The organism is Streptomyces sp. NPDC001985 (assembly GCF_040296845.1).
GTDB lineage: Bacteria > Actinomycetota > Actinomycetes > Streptomycetales > Streptomycetaceae > Streptomyces.
Map to the genome: position 1 here is coordinate 1 of NZ_JBEOYB010000040.1, position 18,411 is coordinate 18,411.

The 18,411-nt window shown below is 73.9% G+C and carries 15 protein-coding genes and 1 pseudogene; 5 read left to right on the forward strand and 11 right to left on the reverse strand.

The window, feature by feature from the left end; genetic code table 11:
- Positions 1-270: 270 nt before the first annotated feature.
- A complete protein-coding gene (locus ABT122_RS19220) occupies positions 271-1,317 on the forward strand; it encodes an aminotransferase class V-fold PLP-dependent enzyme (protein ID WP_351553219.1) in 1,047 nt (348 codons plus the stop codon).
- Positions 1,318-1,358: 41 nt separating this feature from the next.
- Here ABT122_RS19220 and ABT122_RS19225 read toward each other — a convergent pair whose 3' ends face one another.
- Positions 1,359-1,964, reverse strand: a complete 606-nt coding sequence (locus ABT122_RS19225) for a MarR family winged helix-turn-helix transcriptional regulator (protein WP_351553222.1) — start codon at positions 1,962-1,964, stop codon at positions 1,359-1,361.
- A gap of 152 nt (positions 1,965-2,116) precedes the next feature.
- Between ABT122_RS19225 and ABT122_RS19230 the strand changes: the two genes are divergently transcribed.
- The gene (locus tag ABT122_RS19230; protein ID WP_351553225.1) at positions 2,117-3,193 is read left to right on the forward strand and encodes an alkene reductase; all 1,077 of its coding nucleotides are present in this window, start codon (positions 2,117-2,119) and stop codon (positions 3,191-3,193) included.
- A gap of 94 nt (positions 3,194-3,287) precedes the next feature.
- On the opposite strand, the gene thpD is transcribed toward ABT122_RS19230, so the two are convergent.
- The 5 genes from thpD to ABT122_RS19255 form a co-directional block, all read right to left on the reverse strand.
- Positions 3,288-4,181, reverse strand: a complete 894-nt coding sequence (gene thpD, locus ABT122_RS19235; RefSeq protein ID WP_351553228.1) for an ectoine hydroxylase — start codon at positions 4,179-4,181, stop codon at positions 3,288-3,290.
- A gap of 2 nt (positions 4,182-4,183) precedes the next feature.
- The gene (locus ABT122_RS19240; RefSeq protein WP_351553231.1) at positions 4,184-4,582 is read right to left on the reverse strand and encodes an ectoine synthase; all 399 of its coding nucleotides are present in this window, start codon (positions 4,580-4,582) and stop codon (positions 4,184-4,186) included.
- A 127-nt stretch (positions 4,583-4,709) separates the two neighbouring features.
- Positions 4,710-5,978 carry a diaminobutyrate--2-oxoglutarate transaminase gene (gene ectB / locus ABT122_RS19245; protein ID WP_351553234.1) on the reverse strand — a complete coding sequence of 423 codons (1,269 nt, stop codon included), beginning with the start codon at positions 5,976-5,978 and terminating at the stop codon, positions 4,710-4,712.
- Positions 5,979-6,002: 24 nt separating this feature from the next.
- A complete protein-coding gene (gene ectA / locus ABT122_RS19250; RefSeq protein WP_351553237.1) occupies positions 6,003-6,563 on the reverse strand; it encodes a diaminobutyrate acetyltransferase in 561 nt (186 codons plus the stop codon).
- 395 nt (positions 6,564-6,958) lie between these two features.
- Positions 6,959-8,059: a pyridoxal-phosphate-dependent aminotransferase family protein gene (locus ABT122_RS19255; protein ID WP_351553240.1), complete on the reverse strand. Its 1,101-nt coding sequence runs from the start codon at positions 8,057-8,059 to the stop codon at positions 6,959-6,961.
- A gap of 172 nt (positions 8,060-8,231) precedes the next feature.
- On the opposite strand from ABT122_RS19255, the gene ABT122_RS19260 reads away from it, so the two are divergent.
- Positions 8,232-9,326 (forward strand): amidohydrolase family protein, encoded by a 1,095-nt coding sequence (locus ABT122_RS19260; RefSeq protein ID WP_351553243.1) that lies wholly within the window; start codon positions 8,232-8,234, stop codon positions 9,324-9,326.
- A gap of 316 nt (positions 9,327-9,642) precedes the next feature.
- Positions 9,643-10,539 (forward strand): SCO1860 family LAETG-anchored protein, encoded by an 897-nt coding sequence (locus ABT122_RS19265; protein ID WP_351553245.1) that lies wholly within the window; start codon positions 9,643-9,645, stop codon positions 10,537-10,539.
- Between the two features lie 425 nt (positions 10,540-10,964).
- On the opposite strand, the gene cobC is transcribed toward ABT122_RS19265, so the two are convergent.
- Together cobC and ABT122_RS19275 are read right to left on the reverse strand one after the other, a co-directional pair.
- Positions 10,965-12,023 (reverse strand): Rv2231c family histidinol phosphate aminotransferase CobC, encoded by a 1,059-nt coding sequence (gene cobC / locus ABT122_RS19270; RefSeq protein WP_502976163.1) that lies wholly within the window; start codon positions 12,021-12,023, stop codon positions 10,965-10,967.
- Between the two features lie 174 nt (positions 12,024-12,197).
- A pseudogene (locus tag ABT122_RS19275) lies at positions 12,198-13,100 on the reverse strand (cobalamin biosynthesis protein); the annotation flags it as partial.
- A 268-nt stretch (positions 13,101-13,368) separates the two neighbouring features.
- Between ABT122_RS19275 and ABT122_RS19280 the strand changes: the two are divergent.
- A complete protein-coding gene (locus tag ABT122_RS19280) occupies positions 13,369-14,091 on the forward strand; it encodes a ZIP family metal transporter (RefSeq protein ID WP_351553248.1) in 723 nt (240 codons plus the stop codon).
- Between the two features lie 83 nt (positions 14,092-14,174).
- On the opposite strand, the gene ABT122_RS19285 is transcribed toward ABT122_RS19280, so the two are convergent.
- Genes ABT122_RS19285 through ABT122_RS19295 form a run of 3 tightly spaced genes read right to left on the reverse strand, consistent with a single transcriptional unit; the run spans position 14,175 to position 18,327 of the window.
- On the reverse strand, positions 14,175-15,650 hold the full coding sequence (locus ABT122_RS19285; protein WP_351553251.1) for a cobyrinic acid a,c-diamide synthase CobB: 1,476 nt from the start codon (positions 15,648-15,650) through the stop codon (positions 14,175-14,177).
- Entirely contained in the window at positions 15,644-16,243 is a 600-nt protein-coding gene (cobO, locus tag ABT122_RS19290; protein ID WP_351553254.1) for a cob(I)yrinic acid a,c-diamide adenosyltransferase, read from the reverse strand. Before cobO ends, ABT122_RS19285 begins: the two co-directional genes overlap by 7 nt.
- Positions 16,243-18,327, reverse strand: a complete 2,085-nt coding sequence (locus ABT122_RS19295; RefSeq protein ID WP_351553257.1) for a putative cobaltochelatase — start codon at positions 18,325-18,327, stop codon at positions 16,243-16,245. Before ABT122_RS19295 ends, cobO begins: the two co-directional genes overlap by 1 nt.
- Between the last annotated feature and the right edge of the window lie 84 nt (positions 18,328-18,411).

An 18,411-nucleotide genomic window follows, 5' to 3' on the forward strand; every position in this document is an offset into this window, starting at 1 on the left:
GGAGGCGGCTGGCGGCGGAGAGCGTGGACGAGGTGCCGGGCCCCCGGGTCTTCCGGGCCCCCGGGTCTTCCGGGCCCCCGGGTCTTCCGGGCCCCCGGGTCTTCCGGGCCCCCGGGCCCCGGGCCGCCCCCGGTCGGGCCTCCCGGCCGCGGGGCCGAAAGGCCCCCGCGCACCCACCCCGGCAGGGGCCTCATCAGGGACGACGGTGCGACTTCGAACACTCGGCGGCGCCCCGTTGACCGGCGCACCGGCACACCCCAGGGTGGAACCATGGAGAGCCTGGGCGGTGCCGAGTTCGCACTGGAGACGACCTATCTCAACACCTCTCTCTGCGGACTGCTGCCCGCCCGCGCCGTCGCCGCCATGGCGGAACTGACCCGGGAGTCCGGCACCGGGAACCCGGCCGGCGCGGGGGACTACGCCTCCGTGGCCGCCGCCCGGCGCGCCTTCGCCCGGCTCGCCGGGGTCGGCGCGGACCGGGTCGCCATCGGCGGCTCGGTCGCGGTCCACTGCGCCCTGATCGCCGCCTCGCTGCCCGCCGGAGCGGAGATCCTCTTCCCGGAGGCGGACTTCGCCTCGCTGATCACCCCGTTCGCCGTCCGCCCCGGCCTCAGACCGCGCTATGTCCCGCTGGAGCGCCTCGCGGACTCGGTGCGCCCCACCACCGCCCTGGTGGCGTTCTCGTCCGTGCAGTCCGCCGACGGCAGGACCGCCGATCTGCGGGCCGTCCGGGAGGCGGCGGCGGCCCACGGCGCCCGGACGCTGGTCGACGCCAGCCAGTCGGCGGGCTGGCTGCCGCTGAACGCCGGCGAGTGGGACTTCACCGTCACCGGCGGCAGCAAGTTCCTGCTCTGTCCGCGCGGGGTCTCCTTCCTCACGGTCACCGAGGAGGCCCAGCCGTCCCTGACGGCCGTCAACGCCTCCGCCTTCGCCGCAGACGAGCGGTGGGGCAAGCTCTACGGCCCGGCCGACCGGCTGGCCGCCTCCGCCCGCCGCTTCGACGACCCGCCGTCGTTCCTGCTCTACCTCGGCGCCGAACACGCGCTGGCGCTGCTGGAGGAGATCGGTGTGGCGGCGATCGGGGCCCACGCCACCGGACTCGCCCGCGCCTTCCGCGAGGGCCTGGCCGCGCTCGGCCACACCCCCGTCCCCGGGGACTCCGCGATCGTCGCCGTGCCGGGCCTCGGGGGCCGGGCGGCGGAGCTGGCGCGGGCCGGGGTGATCGTCTCGGAGCGCGCGGGAAATCTACGGGCGGCCTTCCACCTCTACAACACCCCGGCGGACGCGGACCGGGCGCTGAACGCCCTGGCCCGGTGAGCGCCGCCACCGGGGCCCCGGGCGCCGGGCGCCCGGGGGCCTTACTCCCCGGGGCACTCCGCCGCGTGGTGGCAGAGGTTCCCCTCCACCTTCCCCAGCAGCCGGATCAGCTCCGTGCGCTCGTCCTCCGCCAGCCCCGTCAGGGTCTGCTCCTCCAGCTGGGACCAGGCCCGCTCCACCGCGGAGCGGAGCGCGCAGCTCTCCGCCGTCGCCTCCACCAGGACCGCGCGGCGGTCGGCGGGATCGGGGGTGCGGCGCACATGCCCGGCGTGCTCCAGCCGCTGGAGCATCTTCGTGACGGTGGACGGGTCCAGCTCCACGGCCCTGATCAGCTCCGACTGGCGCACCGGTCCGGCGTCCCAGAGGTGCATCATCAGGAACTCCTGCCCCGGATAGAGCCCCAGCCCTCTGAGCACCCTCGCCGCCGCCATCCGGTGCAGCCGGGCGACCCGGGAGACGGCGTGGCCGGCCGGCCCGCCCAGGCACACATCCGGCGCCGGCAGCGGCAGGGGCTCCGCACACCCGGCGCCGGCGGCACCCTCCGTACCCCCCGCGCGCTCGTGCGCGGGAGGGGCCGCGCACAGCGGGTCGGCCGGGCCGGTCATCCAGGCGGGAACCACCGAACCGGCTGTGACCTCGGACTTCATCGAGCCTCCTCGGGTGGACTGTCCTGGGGACAGTCTCCCTCCATCCTCGTGGAACTCTCTGCCGAGATTTTACCTTGGCCGACCAAGTAAATGCGCTACAGTTGCCCCCGGCGTTAGTTACTTGGCCGACCACATAGTTTCCTGGAGACCTCATGCCCACCGCTTTCGACCCGATCGAACTCGCCGGCGGCCCCCTCGCGAGCCGTATCGCCATGGCCCCGATGACCCGCAGCCGCGCCTTCGGGCCCGGGCTCAGCCCCACGGACTCGACGGTGGAGTACTACGCCCAGCGGGCGAGCGCGGGCCTGATCGTCACCGAGGGCATCCAGCCCTCCGTCACCGGCCAGGGCTACCCCGACACCCCGGGGCTGCACAGTGACGAGCAGGTCGCCGCCTGGCGCAAGGTCACCGACGCCGTGCACGCCAAGGGCGGCACGATCTTCGCCCAGCTCATGCACGCCGGGCGGATCGGCCACCCGGCGATCTTCCCCGACGAGCGTCTCAGCGTGGCGCCCTCCGCCGTCGCCCCGGCCGGGCAGATCTACACCCCCGAGGGGCTCAAGGACTTCGAGAAGCCGCACGCGCTGACGGCCGAGGAGATCCCGGTCGTCGTCGAGGAGTTCGTCCAGGCCGCCCGCAACGCCGTGGCGGCCGGCTTCGACGGAGTGGAGCTGCACGGCGCCAACGGCTATCTGATCCAGCAGTTCTTCGCCGCCAACTCCAACCTGCGGACCGACGAGTGGGGCGGCCCGCCCGCCAACCGCATCCGCTTCGCCGTCCAGGTCGCCCGGGCGGTGTCCGAGGCCATCGGCGCCGAGCGCACCGCGATGCGGCTCTCGCCCCTCAACCCCTACAACGACATCGCCGAGACCGACGCGCACGAGGTCTACCCGGCGCTGGCCCGCGAGCTGAACCCGCTGCGCCTGGCCTATCTGCACATCACCGAGGCCGCCGAGGGCTCGCGCGACGTGACACTCGCGGTGCGCGAGCACTACCAGGGCACCCTGGTCCTCAACCCGCTGACCGAGGGCCCCACCGACCACCGCGCGCTGCCGCTGATCGAGGACGGCATCGCCGACATCCTCGCCTTCGGCTCGCTCTTCCTGGCCAACCCGGACCTCCCGGTGCGGCTGCGGACGGCCGGCCCGTACAACACCCCCGACTCGGCGACCTTCTTCGGCGGCGACGACAAGGGCTACACCGACTACCCGGAGCTGAGCCGGGTCTGAGCCCCTTCACGGGCACAGGGGGAGGGGGAGGCCGGTCCGCGGGGGGTACGGACCGGCCTCCCCCTCTGTCGGCGCCCGCCCGGGCCCGCCCGGGTCAGCGCACCGGGGTGAAGTCCCGGGCGCCGATGAACTCCGGCCGGGGCACCGGCGCGGCGAACGGCCGCACCGCCGCGTTCTCCACGCTGTTGAACACGATGAACACATTGCTCCGGGCGTACGGCGTGATGTTGTCGCCGGACCCGTGCATGCAGTTGCAGTCGAACCAGGTCGCCGAACCGGCCCGGCCGGTGAAGAGCCGGATGCCGTGCTGGTCCGCGAGCCGGGTCAGCGCGGCGTCCGACGGGGTGCCCGCGTCCTGCATCTGGAGCGACTTCTTGTAGTTGTCCTGGGGCGTCTCACCCGCGCACCCCAGGAACGTCCGGTGCGAACCGGGCATGATCATCAGCCCGCCGTTGGTGTCCCGGTTCTCGGTGAGCGCGATGGAGACCGAGACGGTCCGCATGTTCGGCAGCCCGTCCTCGGCGTGCCAGGTCTCGAAGTCCGAGTGCCAGTAGAACCCCGAGGCGCCGAAGCCCGGCTTCACATTGATCCGCGACTGGTGGACGTACACATCCGAGCCCAGGATCTGCCGGGCGCGCCCCACCACCCGCTCGTCGCGCACCAGGGCGGCGAAGACCGGGCTGAGCTTGTGCACCTCGAAGACCGAGCGCACATCCTGCGACTTCGGCTCGATGATCGAGCGTTCGTCGGCCCGTACGGAGGGGTCGGCGATCAGCCGGTCCAGCTCGGCGCGGTAGAGCGCCACCTCGTCGTCCGCGATCAGATCCTCGACGGCGAGGAAGCCGTCGCGTTCGTACTCCCGCAGCGCGGTCCCGGTGATGGGCCCCGGCGCGCCGGGCGCCGACCAGACGACCGGGTCCTGGCGGGGGGTGACCACCTCGCCCGCGCCGCGGGTGGGGTAGAGGTCGGTGCGTACGGTGGTGGTCATGATCAGCCCTCCTCGGTCAGCAGCGGATAGACGCCGTTCTCGTCGTGGTCCTCCCGCCCGGTGACCGGGGGGTTGAAGACACAGACACAGCGGAAGTCGGTCTTGGGCCGGAGCGTGTGGCGCTCGTGGCCGTCCAGCAGATACATCGTGCCGGGCGAGATCCAGTGGGTCTCGCCGGTCTCGTCGTCGGTGAGTTCGGCCTCGCCCTCCACGCAGAGGACGGCCTCGACGTGGTTCGCGTACCACATCGACGTCTCGGTCCCCGCGTAGAGCACGGTCTCGTGGAGCGAGAAGCCGACCTTCTCCTTGGCGAGCACGATCCGCTTGCTCTCCCAGGTGCCGGACGCGGATCGCACATGGCGCTCGGTGTTCTCGATGTCCTTCAACGAACGGACGATCACGGTGGGGTTCAGCCTTTCTCTGGTGCTGTTCTCGCTGCGGTGGCCGGAGCCGTGGCCGGAGCCGGAGCCGGAGCCGTGGCCGGAGCCGTGGCCGGGTGCGGAGCCGGGTACGGGATGGATCAGGCGGTCAGGCCGTTTCCCGGACCGAGCGGGCGAGGATGCGCAGCCCCTCGTCCAGCTCGTCGGGCGAGATGGTCAGCGCGGGCAGCAGCTTGACCACCTCGCTCTGCGGCCCCGAGGTCTCCAGCAGCAGCCCCAGCTCGAAGGCGCGGGCGCAGATCCTCGACGCGCGGGCGGGGTCCTCGAACTCCAGCCCCCACACCAGGCCGCGGCCCCGGAAACTCACCCCGGAGCCGGGGTGCTCGGCGGCGATCGACAGCAGCGTCTGCTCCACCTGCTCGCCCCGGGCGAGGGTCTGCTTCTCCATCTGCCCGTCGGCCCAGTAGGTGTTCAGGGCCGCCGCGGCGGTGACGAACGCGGGGTTGTTGCCGCGGAAGGTGCCGTTGTGCTCGCCCGGCTCCCACAGGTCCAGCTCCGGCTTGAAGAGGCAGAGCGACATCGGCATGCCGTAGCCGCTGATGGACTTCGACAGGGTGACGATGTCCGGGGTGATCCCGGCCTCCTCGAAGGAGAAGAACCCTCCGGTCCGGCCGCAGCCCATCTGGATGTCGTCGACGATCAGCAGCATGTCCTGGCGCTCGCAGAGCGACTGGAGCGCCCGCAGCCACTCGGCGCGGGCGACATTGATGCCGCCCTCGCCCTGCACGGTCTCCACGATCACGGCGGCGGGCTTGTTGAGCCCGGAGCCCTGGTCCTCCAGGAGCCGCTCGAACCAGAGGAAGTCGGGCACCTGGCCGTCGAAGTAGTTGTCGAACGGCATCGGGGTGCCGTGCACCAGCGGTATGCCGGCCCCGGCGCGCTTGAAGGCGTTCCCGGTGACGGCGAGCGAGCCCAGCGACATCCCGTGGAAGGCGTTGGTGAAGGAGACGACCGACTCGCGGCCCTTCACCTTGCGGGCGAGCTTGAGCGCCGCCTCGACCGCGTTGGTGCCGGTCGGGCCGGGGAACATCACCTTGTAGGGCAGATCGCGCGGTCGCAGGACGATGTTCTGGAAGGACTCCAGAAAGGCCCGTTTCGCGGTGGTGGCCATGTCCAGGCCGTGGGTGATGCCGTCGCGCTCGATGTAGTCGATCAGGGCGCGTTTCAGCACCGGGTTGTTGTGGCCGTAGTTGAGTGATCCGGCTCCGGCGAAGAAGTCGAGATAGGTGTGGCCGTCTTCGTCGTGGAGGTGGCTGCCCTGCGCGCGGTCGAAGACCGCGGGCCAGCCGCGGCAGTAGCTCCGTACCTCCGACTCCAGGGTCTCGAAGACGCTCAGGGCGGGCGGGGTGATGGTCACAGCGAAGCTCCAGGTGGGGGTGGGTCAGGCGGAGACGGGGCCGATGCGGTACAGGACCTCGGGCTGGTGGGCGGCGGGCCGGCCGTCCTCGGCGGGGTCCTCGGGGAAGAGGGAGCCGTCGAAGAGGACTTCGCGCTCCAGCCGGGCGCCGTGCCTCCCGGCGTACGAGGTGAAGAGCCGGTCGGACGCGGTGTTGTCCGGCGTGACGGTCGTCTCCACCTCCCGTACGCCGAGGCCGGCGGCGGCCCTGGCGGTCAGCGCGTCGAGCAGCACCCCCGCGAGGCCCTGGCCGCGGTGCGTGTCGTCGACGGCGATCTGCCAGACGACGAGCGTCTGCGGGCGGCCGGGCCGGAGGTATCCGGTGACGAAGGCGACCGGCTCACCGCCGGGGTCCCGGGCCACCAGGGAGGTGGCCGCGAAGTCGCGACACCACAGCAGATAGCTGTACGAGGAGTTGAGGTCCAGGACCCGGGAGTCGCGGGCAATGCGCCAGATCGCGGCTCCGTCCTCCACTCGTGGGGTGTCGATGGTCGTGAATTCGCTCGGGTTGTCGGCTCGTACAAGGTCTTCTTGTGCGGCGGTCATGCTTAAGCAATTTACCCAGCGGGATCAGAAAATGCATGGTGGTCAGGGGTTGGGTGGAGCGGCTCTCTGTGTTATCGCGCGAGCGCGCGCACTGCCTCTTGTAGCCGGTTGTAGCCGGATTTTTAGTGGCATTTGTCCGGTAAATAAGCGACTAAACGGACGTGTTGTGGGGTCTGTCACAGATCCATAACGCCTGTACCGAGCGTGTTCGAACCCTGATGGAATCCTGGTGTTTAAGAATGCGGAACGGGGGCAGAAGAGTTGGTACAAGAAATACGGGAAGCTGCCAGAAAAGGCAGCTTCCCGTATTGGTGAATTCCTTGGGCGTTAATTGTGCGGAAGAGCCCGGCGCGTTCGGGACGGAAAGTCCCCGGGCCGGCCGGCCCGGCCGGGCCTCAGGCCCAGACCTCGGAGACCGCGCGCCCCGCCGCCTCCAGGTCGACCCGGACCCCCGACTCCGCGAGCGCGCCGCCCAGCGCCGCCAGCGAGGAGCGCACCGCGCCGCGCGTGGCGTCCGTCCCGTAGTGATTGACCCGGATCATCTCCTTGGCCAGCGCCCCGCCGCCCGCGATCAGCGGCAGCGAGGGATCGGCCGCCAGCGCCCGCGCGACCAGCGCGGAGGCGTCCGTCCCGGCCGGCGCCCGCAGCGTGGTGGCCACCGGAGCCGCGTCCCGGGCCTCGCGCACATACGGCTCCAGACCGCCGCCGAGCGCCGTGGCACCCGCGCGGGTGGCCGCGGCGGCGGCCCGGTGCCGCGCCGTCACCGCCTCGATCCCCTCCGCCTCGATCCGCTCCACACACGCCTCCAGCGCCAGCATCTCCAGCTGCGCCGGCGCGTGCAGCAGCGCCTTGCGGCCCCCGTCGATCCACCGCTCCTTCCAGTCCAGCAGCGAGAGGTACGAGCGCCTGGGCGCGGCCGGGTTCGCCGCGAACCGCTCCCAGGCGCGGGCGCTCACCGAGACCGCGGAGACCCCCGCGGGACCGCCCATCGCCTTCTGCGCGCCGATCACGCACAGATCCACCCCCCAGGCGTCCGGCAGCAGCGGTTCGGCGGCCACCGAGGCCACCGCGTCCAGCATGAAGAGCGCGCCGTGCCGCCGGACGACCTCACCGATCTCGGCGACCGGGTTGGTGTTGCCCGTCGCCGCCTCCGCGTGGACCAGCGAGACGAAGTCGATCTCCGGGTGGGCGGCCAGCGCCCGTTCGATCCCCTCCGCGGTCACCGCCGTGTGGAACGGCACCTCCAGATCGACCACCGCGGCCCCGCAGTCGCGCAGCCAGTTGCCGAAGGTCTGGCCGTACGGCCCGGTGACCACGTTCAGCGCGGTCGAGCCGGGCCGGGCCCCGGCACGGATGCAGCCCTCCAGCGGAAGCAGCGCCTCCCCCTGGGTGATCACCACATCCTGCTCGGTGTCGAGCAGCGCGGCGACCCGCCGTTCGATGCCGGCGAAGTGCGCGGCGGTCAGCGGGGGCAGGTCCAGCAGCGGATGCGTCACGGTGTTGCCTTCTTCGGAATTCTTCGGGACGGGAACGGGCGTGCGCGGCCCGGCCTGCCGGACCGCTCGGTCGAGCCTACCCACGCGCCCGTCCGGGGGTGCTCCCCGCGTCGGCCCGGGGGCCCGTACGGGCCCCTGCCGGGCCGGGCCCCCGTCCTCGTACAGTGCCGGTATGAGCGATCACGTGGTGCTGCGGGTGAAGGGGCGGGTGCTCGTCGGCCCGCGGGACGTGCGCGACGAACTGTGGGTGGTCGGCGGGCGGATCACCTTCACACGGCCGTCGGGACCCGCCGACGACGTGGTCACCGTGACCGGCTGGGCGCTGCCCGGCCTGGTCGACGCGCACTGCCATGTCGGGCTCGACCGGCACGGCCCGGTGGACGACGCGACCAGCGAGAAGCAGGCGCTCACCGACCGCGACGCGGGGGCGCTGCTGCTCCGTGACGCCGGCTCGCCGTCCGACACCCGCTGGATCGACGACCGCGAGGATCTGCCCAGGATCATCAGGGCGGGCCGCCATATCGCCCGCACCCGCCGCTACATCCGCGACTACGCCCATGAGATCGAGCCGGAGGACCTGGTCTCCCATGTCGCCCGCGAGGCGCGCCGGGGCGACGGCTGGGTGAAGCTCGTCGGCGACTGGATCGACCGGGAGGCCGGCGACCTGACCGCCTGCTGGCCGCGCGGGCCGGTCGAGGCGGCCATCGCCGAGGCGCACCGGCTCGGCGCCCGGGTCACCGCGCACTGCTTCGCGGAGGACTCGCTCAGGGATCTGGTGGAAGCGGGGATCGACTGCGTCGAGCACGCCACCGGACTGACGGACGAGACCATTCCGCTCTTCGCCGAGCGGGGGGTGGCGATCGTGCCGACGCTGGTCAACATCGCGACCTTCCCGGCGCTGGCGCTCGGCGGCGAGGCCAAGTTCCCCGTCTGGTCCGCGCATATGCGGCGGCTGTACGAGCGCCGGTACGACACGGTCCGCTCGGCGTACGACGCGGGCGTCCCGGTCTTCGTCGGTACCGACGCGGGCGGTTCGCTCGCCCACGGCCTGGTCGCCGCGGAGGTCGCCGAACTGGTCAAGGCCGGAATCCCGCCGCTCGAAGCCCTGTCGGCGGCCTCCTGGGGAGCGAGGGCCTGGCTGGGCCGCCCGGCGCTGGAGGAGGGGGCGCCCGCCGATCTGGTGGTGTACGACGCGGACCCGCGCGCCGATGCGGGGGTGCTGGCGGCGCCCCGCCGGGTGATCCTGAACGGGCGGGTCGTCGGCTGAGCGGGCGGGTCGTCGGCTGACCGGGCGCGGGGTTGACGGGCCGTGACCACGGGGCTCCCGGGTCGTTGGTCCACTTCCCGGCCGGGGGAGTGCGGGGTCTGGCGGAGGGGCCGGGGACGGGTGGCGGGGAACACCCGTGCCTCAGGAGCCCCGGAAATCGAATAGAGACCCGGAAACCTCACTTTGGAGTGAACTGACCCCAGGTGTCTGCCGGTTCACTCTCCGTGCGTAAAGATTCCTGTGTCTCAGCCGCCACCGCCCGCGGTCCCTGCGGATGGTGTGGCGGCGCCATGTCTCCTGTGGGGGTTCCACCACCGTGAACAGCAACACCTTCCGCATGCCCGCCCGCCGCTGCGCCGCCGTCACGGCCTCACTCGCGCTGGTCGCCTTACCCGTGGCGCTGGCGGGCCCGGCGCACGCCACCGGGGGCGGTGCCGAGGGCACGGCGCGTGCGGTCGTCCTGCGGACCGGGCTCGATGTCGCCCTGAGCGACAAGACCGTCCGGCTGCCGCTGGCGGCCTCGCTCAACGCGGTGAAGGCGCCCGGCTCCGCCGACAGCACCACGCTGAGCGTCAGGCTCGACGGAGTCGACCAGGGCAGGCCCTTCCAGGTGCTGCGCGCGGATGTGGCGACCGCGAGGGCCACGGCCGACAAGAAGCGGGCGGAGGGGTACGCGAACCTGGCGCGCGCCCGGGTGCGTGTGCCGGGGCTGCCCCTGCTCTCGCTGGTGGAGGTGGAGAAGGCCACCTCCAGGGCGGTGTGCGAGGCCGGGAGCCGGCCGATCGCGGAGTCGCGGGTGCTCGGCGCGGTGAAGGTGCTGGGGAAGAAGGTCACGCTGTCGACGGGCGGGCGGACCCAGGTCACCGTGCCCGGTGTGGGGGAGGTGACCCTGGATCTCTCCCACACGCGGACCACGTCGCGCACGGCGGCGGCGACCGCGCTGGAGCTGAAGGTGGGGCTGAATCCGCTGAACCTGAATGTGGCGGAGGTGGAGGGGACGGTCACGCTGGTGCAGGCGGTGTGCGAGTCGCCCGTGGTGGCGGTGTCGGACCCGCGCCCCCAGGGGAGCAGTGAGCCCACGGAGAACCTGGCGGAGACCGGGGGCAGTTCCTCCACGGGGTACCTCGCGGTGGGGGCGGCGGTGCTTCTCGCGGCGGGTGGTGGGGCTCTCGCCTTCACCCGCTCCCGCTCCCGCACCCGCACCCGCGGCTGACTCTCCGCCCCCGCGGGCGCCCCCGCCCTCGCTTGGCACTGGGACGCAAGCTCCAGCCTCGCCGGCGTTCGAGGCGCGGGGGTTGCTCTCGCTTGGTGCTGGGGTGCAAGCTCCAGCCTCGCCGGCGTTTGTGGCGCGGGGGTTCGGGGGCTGGTCCCCGACCTGGGCCCGCACTGTGCGGGTTGCCTGGCATATCCAGCCTCGCCGGCGTTTGTGGCGCGGGGGTTCGGGGGCTGGTCCCCGACCCGGGCCCGCACGGTGCGGGTTGCCTGTGGTGCGGGGTCCGTCCTCAGACGCCGGACGGGCTGGGTTTGCCCGGGTTGCCCGGGGCCCGGGGGCATCGAGGCGGGCTCGGGTGGGCCGGGGGCGCAGGGGGCCGCTTCACCGGGCGGGCCCGGTGGAGCGGCGCCCCCGCCGGGAGGCGGCTACTCGCCGACCATCGACAGCGCCTGATCCAGCGCCTGCAGAAACCGGTTCGTCGTCACCCGATCCCGCACCGCCACCCGCAACCACCCCTCCCCCAACCCCGGAAACGTATCCCCCCGCCGCACCGCGAACCCCAGGCACCGCAGCCGCTCCCGCACCTCCGCCCCGCGCCGCACATGCGCCAGCACAAAGCACGCCTCGGCCGCCGCCACCACCCGCACCTCGTCGAACTCCGCCAGCCCCGCCAGCAGATGAGCCCGCTCCACCGCGATCTTCCGGGCGGCCCGGTCCGCCTCCTTCAGCGCCGCCGGGCCCATGCACATCTCGGCCGCCGCCAGCGCGGGCGTGGACACCGGCCAGAGCGGCTGCGCCCGCTCCAGCACCCCGATGATCTCCGGCGCGGCCAGGACGTACCCGATCCGCAGCCCCGCCAGGCCCCAGGTCTTGGTGAGGCTGCGCAGCACCACCAGGCCCGGCACATCCGTCCGGCCGGCGAGCGTCTCGGTCTCGTCCGGCACGGCGTCCATGAACGCCTCGTCCACCACCAGCACCCGCCCGGGCCGGGCCAGCGCGGCGATATCGGCCGCCGGGTGCAGCACGGACGTGGGGTTGGTCGGATTCCCGATCATCACCAGGTCCGCCTCCTCCGGCACCGCCGAGGGATCGAGCCGGAAGCCGTCCTCCTCCCGCAGCAGCAGCCGCTCCACCGTGTGGCCCGCGTCCCGCAGCGCCGCCTCGGGCTCCGTGAACTGCGGGTGCACCACGAGCGGGCGCCGCACCGGCAGGGCGCGGGCCAGCAGGACGAACGCCTCCGCCACCCCCGCCGTCAGCAGGACGCGTTCGGGCGCGAGCCCGTGCCGGTCCGCGACGGCGGCCCGGGCGGCCCGCCCGTCGGGATAGGCCGCCAGCGACGCCAGCGACCCGGCGACGCACTCCCGCAGCCACTGCGGCGGAGTGCCCGCCCGGACATTGACCGCGAGATCGACCAGCCCCGCCCCGTTGTCCCGTATCTCCGCGTCACCGTGGTGGCGCAGGTCGTGTGAGCCGTCAGTGTGCATGTGCGTGGCTGCCGTGGTGGGGGAGTGCGGCCGTACGGTCCGGACCGAAGGGCCCGGCGACGGATCTGGGGATCGGGGGTGTGGGTGGGGCGGTCACGCGGACTCCTCGGTGTGGGGGGTGGTGGTACGGAGGGGGTGCGGCGCTCCCGCCGCTTCCCCCGCTGCCGCGCGGGGTCATGGCTGCCACCGGAGGCCGCACGGGCTCACCATGCGGCCCGCGATGGCGCGGGTGGCCGTGTTGCCGACCGTCACGACGGTCATCATGTCCACCGTCGACGGTTCCACTCCGGCCAGTGTCGTCACACGGCTTGATTCATCCGGTCGAGACGTGTTCCGGACGATTCCCGCCGGTGTCGCGGCCCCCCGGTACGCCCCGAGAAGCGCCAGCGCCGCACGGAGCCGCCGCTCCCGCTCCGCCCCGCCGCCCGCCGCCGCCCGGCCGTGGCGCAGGGTGACCACCGCGTCCGACGCCGCCGCCGCCCGCACCCGGCTCTCGACGGCACTCCACGGACTCCCCGGGTCCGCGAGCCCGATCACGGCCTCCTCGCCGGAGGGCCGCGCCGTACCGTCCTCCCGTACCCAGGGCCCCGCGCCGCGCAGCCCGTCCACCTCATCGGGACTCCAGCCGGCGCCGGGTGCGGAGGCGGCGCCGGGCGGGAACACCATGACCCCGCCGCGCACCGGAATCCGCGCCACCGCGCAGGTCACCCGCGCGGGCCGCCCCCGGGGGTCCGACTTCCGCTTGGGCACCAGCAGCTCCCCGCCGTCCGCGAGCGCCGCCGCCTCCGCGACCGACGCCGTCCCCAGCGCCCGGAGCGGCGCGGCGGACGGATGGGGCACGGCGACCTCCGCGAGCCGCCCGGCGGTACGGGAGACCAGCGGCACCCCCAGCAGCTCGGCCGCTCCCCTGATCCCCGGTTCCGCCGCCTTCGCCTCCACCGTCGCCAGCGCCGCGACACTGAGCGCCGAGAGGCCCGCGTCCCGCAGGCTCCCCGTGATCAGGGCGACGACCTCGTCCAGCGGCGCCCCGGAGGACGCGCCGACCCCGACGACCAGCGACGGGGGCCGCAGCACCGCGCCCCGGTGACCGGGACCGGCCGGCCCGTCGGTGACCGGCACCACGGCCGTCCCTCCGGACGGGGTCCGCAGCAGCACCGCCCACCGCGAGGGGTCCGCCGCACTCCTGGCGATCACCGGCGCCCGCCAGGCGCGGCCGGGGAGCGGCAGCCCAGCGCCCGCACCGGGCTCGGCCATGAGCAGGGGTCCTCTCGCGTCAAACGGGTGAATCGGGCGGGTCTTCCGGCGGAATGTGCGCAGCGCACGGTCAATCCGCTAGCAAGGGCGCATGGCGGTGTTCGTCGCGCTCGGCGCGTTCCTGATGACGCTGTTCGGCGGCTGGACCGCGCAGCGCGTCACCGACCGCAGGCATCTGGTCCTGGGCCTGGCGGGCGGGCTGATGCTCGGGGTGGTCGGCCTGGATCTGCTGCCGGAGGCGCTGGAGGCGGCCGGGCGGCGGGTGTTCGGCGTCCCGCTCGCGCTGCTGCTCTTCGTGGCCGGGTTCCTCGTGGCGCACCTGGTGGAACGGCTGCTCGCGGTGCGCCGGGCCGCCCATGGCGCGGGGGACGAGCGGGCGCCGCAGGTGGGGCTGACAGCGGCGGCGGCGATGGTCGGCCACAGTCTGATGGACGGCGTCGCGATCGGCGCCGCCTTCCAGGTCGGGGAGGCGATGGGGCTGACCGTCGCGCTCGCCGTCATCGCCCATGACTTCGCGGACGGCTTCAACACCTACACACTCGCCAGCCTCTACGGCAACACCCGCACCAAGGCCATCGCGATGCTGGTCGCCGACGCCCTCGCGCCGGTCGCCGGCGCCGCGTCGACGCTGCTGGTCACCATCCCGGTGGGGCTCCTCGGCGGCTACCTCGGATTCTTCGGCGGCGCCCTGCTCTATCTCGCGGCGGCCGAGATCCTCCCCGAGGCCCACCACACCCACCCCGCCCGCTCCACCCTGCTGTGCACGGTGGCCGGGGCGGGCTTCATCTGGCTGGTGGTCGGCATCGCCCACTGACCGGGGCGCGGTGGCCCCCGGGATCTCTGCTGAAACGATTCTGCGGAGAGGTGGGACCGGGCTGCCGCCGCCCCGGCGGGCGCTCACCGCGCGCACCACGCCACGAACCGGCGGGCGACCCGGGGATCGGCGGCCCAGTGCGTGTGCAGATAGCTGGCATGCACACCCCGCTGGACGAAACCCTCCACCCGGCGCTGCGGCCGGAGCATCCCCCACGCCGGCACCGGCCCGGCCCCGGGCTCGATCACCGTCCGGTGGAACTCGTGGCCGCGCATCCGGGTCCCGGTGGCCGCCAGGGCGCTGTCGGCCACGGCGACGGCCTCCCGGTAGCCGAGCGTGAGCCGCTCGCCCATCCGGGCATCGGCGTCCAGCACCCCGCACATCGGCTGCCCGTCCAGGGAGCGCGCCAGATACAGCAGCCCCGCGCACTCGGCCGCCACCGGGCCGCCGTTCCGGGCGAATTCGCCCACGACCTTGCGCAGGGCCTCATTGGCGGACAGCTCCGGCGCGTACACCTCGGGGAAGCCTCCGCCTATCACGATCCCTGAGGTGCCCTCGGGCAGTCGCTCGTCCCGCAGCGGGTCGAAGGTCACGACCTCGGCACCGCAGGCCGTGAGCAGTTCCACCTGCTCGGCGTAGGAGAAGGTGAAGGCGGGCCCACCGGCGACGGCGACCACCGGCCGCCGCCCGCCGGCGGGGCTCCGACCGCCCGGGGAACCCGGCCCGCCGGCGGGCCCGGGCCCGCCCGTGAGCCCCGGCCCGCCGACGGACCCCACCGGAAGGCCGAGCCCGTCCGGATCGGCGGCCCCGGGAACGTCCGCCCCCGCGAGCAGCGCCCCGGCCGCGCTCCACGCCTCGGCACCCAGCGGCGGGGCCGACCGGGCCAGCGCCAGCAGCCCCGCGAGATCGCACCCCTCGCGCACCAGCTCCGCCATCGCCTCCACCGAGGCGACCGCCTCGGCCGCCCGCTCGGCCACCGGCACCAGACCCAGATGCCGTGACGGGGTCGCCACGGCGGCCCGCCGCCGCACCACCCCCAGCACCGGCACACCCACGTCCTCCAGCGCCTCCCGCAGCAGCTCCTCGTGCCGGTCGGACGCCACCTTGTTGAGGATCACGCCCCCGACCCGCACCTCCGGGTCCCACGACAGAAAACCGTGCACCAGCGCCGCCACCGACCGGGACTGCGAGGACGCGTCCACCACCAGCACCACCGGCGCCCGCAGCAGCTTCGCCAGCTGCGCCGTCGACGCCAGCTCACCCGCCCCCGCCGCGCCGTCGTACATCCCCATCACCCCCTCGACCACGGCCAGATCACAGCCCGCCGAGCCCCGGGCGAAGAGCGGGGCCATCAGCTCCGTACCGCAGAGATAGGCGTCGAGATTCCGCCCCGGACGGCCGGTCGCGAGCGCGTGGTAGCCGGGGTCGATGTAGTCGGGGCCCACCTTGTGCGGGGAGACGGCCAGACCCGACGCGGCGAAAGCCGCCATCAGGCCCGTCGCGACGGTGGTCTTGCCGCTGCCCGACGACGGCGCGGCGATGACGAGACGTGCTACCACTCGATGCCCCGCTGCCCCTTCTGACCGGCGTCCATCGGGTGCTTGACCTTGGTCATCTCGGTCACCAGATCCGCGAAGCCGAGCAGCTCCGCCGGGGCGTTCCGGCCGGTGATCACCACATGCTGGTTGCCCGGGCGGTCGCGCAGCACCGAGATCACCTCCGCCGTGTCGACCCAGCCCCAGTGCAGGGGGTAGGCGAACTCGTCGAGGACGTACAGCTTGTAGGTCTCCGCGGCCAGATCCCGCTTGACCTGCTCCCAGCCCTCCCGGGCCGCCTCCTCATTGCTGAACTGCCGATCGCGCTGCACCCACGACCAGCCCTCGCCCATCTTGTACCAGTCGACCGCGCCGCCCTCGCCGGACGCCCCCAGCACCTTCAGCGCGTTCTCCTCGCCGACCTTCCACTTCGCCGACTTGACGAACTGGAACACCCCGATCGGCCACCCCTGGTTCCAGGCGCGCAGCGCGAGCCCGAACGCCGCCGTCGACTTCCCCTTGCCGGTCCCCGTGTGCACGAAGACCAGCGGACGGTTGCGCCGCTGACGTGTGGTGAGCCCGTCGTCCGGTACGACGGACGGCTGTCCCTGTGGCATTACGCGGCCTTTCTGTCGGCACCGGCGGACCGGACGCTCTTGACCAGGCCGGCGATGGCGTCGGCCCGCAACTCGTCGAGGGTGACGGCCTGCCCCTGGAGGTCGGCCGCGAGGGTTCCCGCGAGGCCCAGCCGGATCGGGCCGGACTCGCAGTCCACCACGATCGCGGCCGTGCCCCCGGCGGCGTGCAGCCGGGCGGCACGCGACGCCAGCCCCACCGGGTCGGGGCCGCCCGTCGCCCGCCCGTCGGTCACCACCACCATCAGCGGGCGGCGCGCGGGATCGCGCATCCGCTCCACCCGCAGCACGTCATGGGCCTTCAGCAGCCCGGCGGCCAGCGGGGTCCGCCCGCCGGTCGGCAGCTGATCCAGCCGGGCCGCCGCCGCGTCCACCGAGGACGTCGGCGGCAGCGCCACCTCCGCCTCCTTGCCGCGGAAGGTCACCAGACCCACCTTGTCCCGGCGCTGATAGGCGTCCAGCAGCAGCGACAGCACGGCGCCCTTGACCGCGCCCATCCGCTGCCGGGCCGCCATCGACCCCGAGGCGTCCACCACGAACAGCACCAGATTGGACTCGCGCCCCTCCCGGGCCGCCTGCCGCAGATCGTCCCGCCGGACCACCAGACCCGGTCCGCTGCGGCCCCGCGCCCGCTGGTGCGGGGCGGCGGCCTGCACGGTCGCCGCCAGATGCAGCTTGGTGAGCTGCCCCCGGGGGCGCCGGGCGCCCGTGGTGCGGCCGTGCTCGGCCCGGGAGCGCGACCGCCGCCCCGCGGCGCCCTCGCCCATCCCCGGCACGCTCAGCATCTTCGTACGGAACGGCTCACCGGCCCCGACCGGGCGCTGCTCCCGGCCCGCGCCCCCGGCGGCACTCCCCTCCTCCGGCTCCCGCCGCTCGGGCGCGCCGCCCTGGGACGGCAGCTCCGGGCCACCGGTCCCGGGGGCCTCGGGGGCCTCGGGGGCCTCGGGGGCCTCGGGGGTCTCCCGGGGAGGCTGTCCGCCGCCGTCCGGTCCGCCGCCGGGGCCGTTGTCCGGTCCGCCGCCGGGACCGTTGCCGGGGTCGGGGTCGGGGTCGTCCTCGGCGGACTCCTCCAGGGTCCGGTCGAGCTTCTCCTCGTCCAGACCGGGCGCGTCGAAGGGGTTGCGCCGCCGCCGGTGGGGGAGGGCCAGCAGCGCGGCCTGCCGCACATCCTCGGCGAGGACCTCCGACCGCCCGGCCCACGCGGCCAGCGCGGTGGCGGTGCGCGCCATCACGATGTCGGCGCGCATCCCGTCCACCTCGAACGCCGCGCAGGTCGCCGCGATCTGCCGGAGCACACCATCGCCCAGCCGCACCCCGGGCAGCAGCTTCCGCGCCGCCAGAACGCGCTCCCGCAGCGCGCTCTCCTCGTCCGCCCAGCCGGCCGCGAAGGCCGCCGGGTCGTCGTCGTAGGCCAGCCGCCGCCGCACCACGTCGACCCGCTGGTCCGGCTCCCGGGAAGCGGCCACCTCCACCGTCAGACCGAACCGGTCCAGCAACTGCGGGCGCAGCTCGCCCTCCTCCGGGTTCATCGTGCCCACCAGCAGGAACCGCGCGGCGTGCCGCACCGACACCCCCTCGCGCTCCACATAGGAGGCCCCCATGGCGGCGGCGTCCAGCAGCACATCGACCAGGTGGTCGTGGAGGAGATTCACCTCGTCCACATAGAGGATGCCCCGGTGCGCGTCGGCCAGCAGACCCGGCTCGAAGGCCTTCACCCCCTCCGACAGGGCCCGTTCGATGTCGAGCGCGCCCACGAGCCGGTCCTCGGACGCGCCGATGGGCAGCTCCACCATCCGCGCCGGCCGCGCCGTGCCCCCGCCGGCCTCGTGCGGCCCGTCGGGGCAGACCGGATCGGGGGCGGCGGGATCGCAGGAGAACCGGCAGCCCGCCACCACCTCCACCTCCGGTATCAGCGCCGACAGGGCCCGTACGGCGGTGGACTTGGCGGTCCCCTTCTCGCCGCGCACCAGCACCCCGCCGACCCGCGGCGACACCGCGTTGAGCAACAGCGCCAGCCGGAGGTCGTCCTGCCCTACGACGGCGGTGAAGGGGTAGGGCGTGCTCATGCGGTCTCCTCGGTCGGCTCTGACGGATACGACAGATACGGCGGGTGGGGCGCGTACGGTGACGGGCACGGGCGGGGTGGGGCG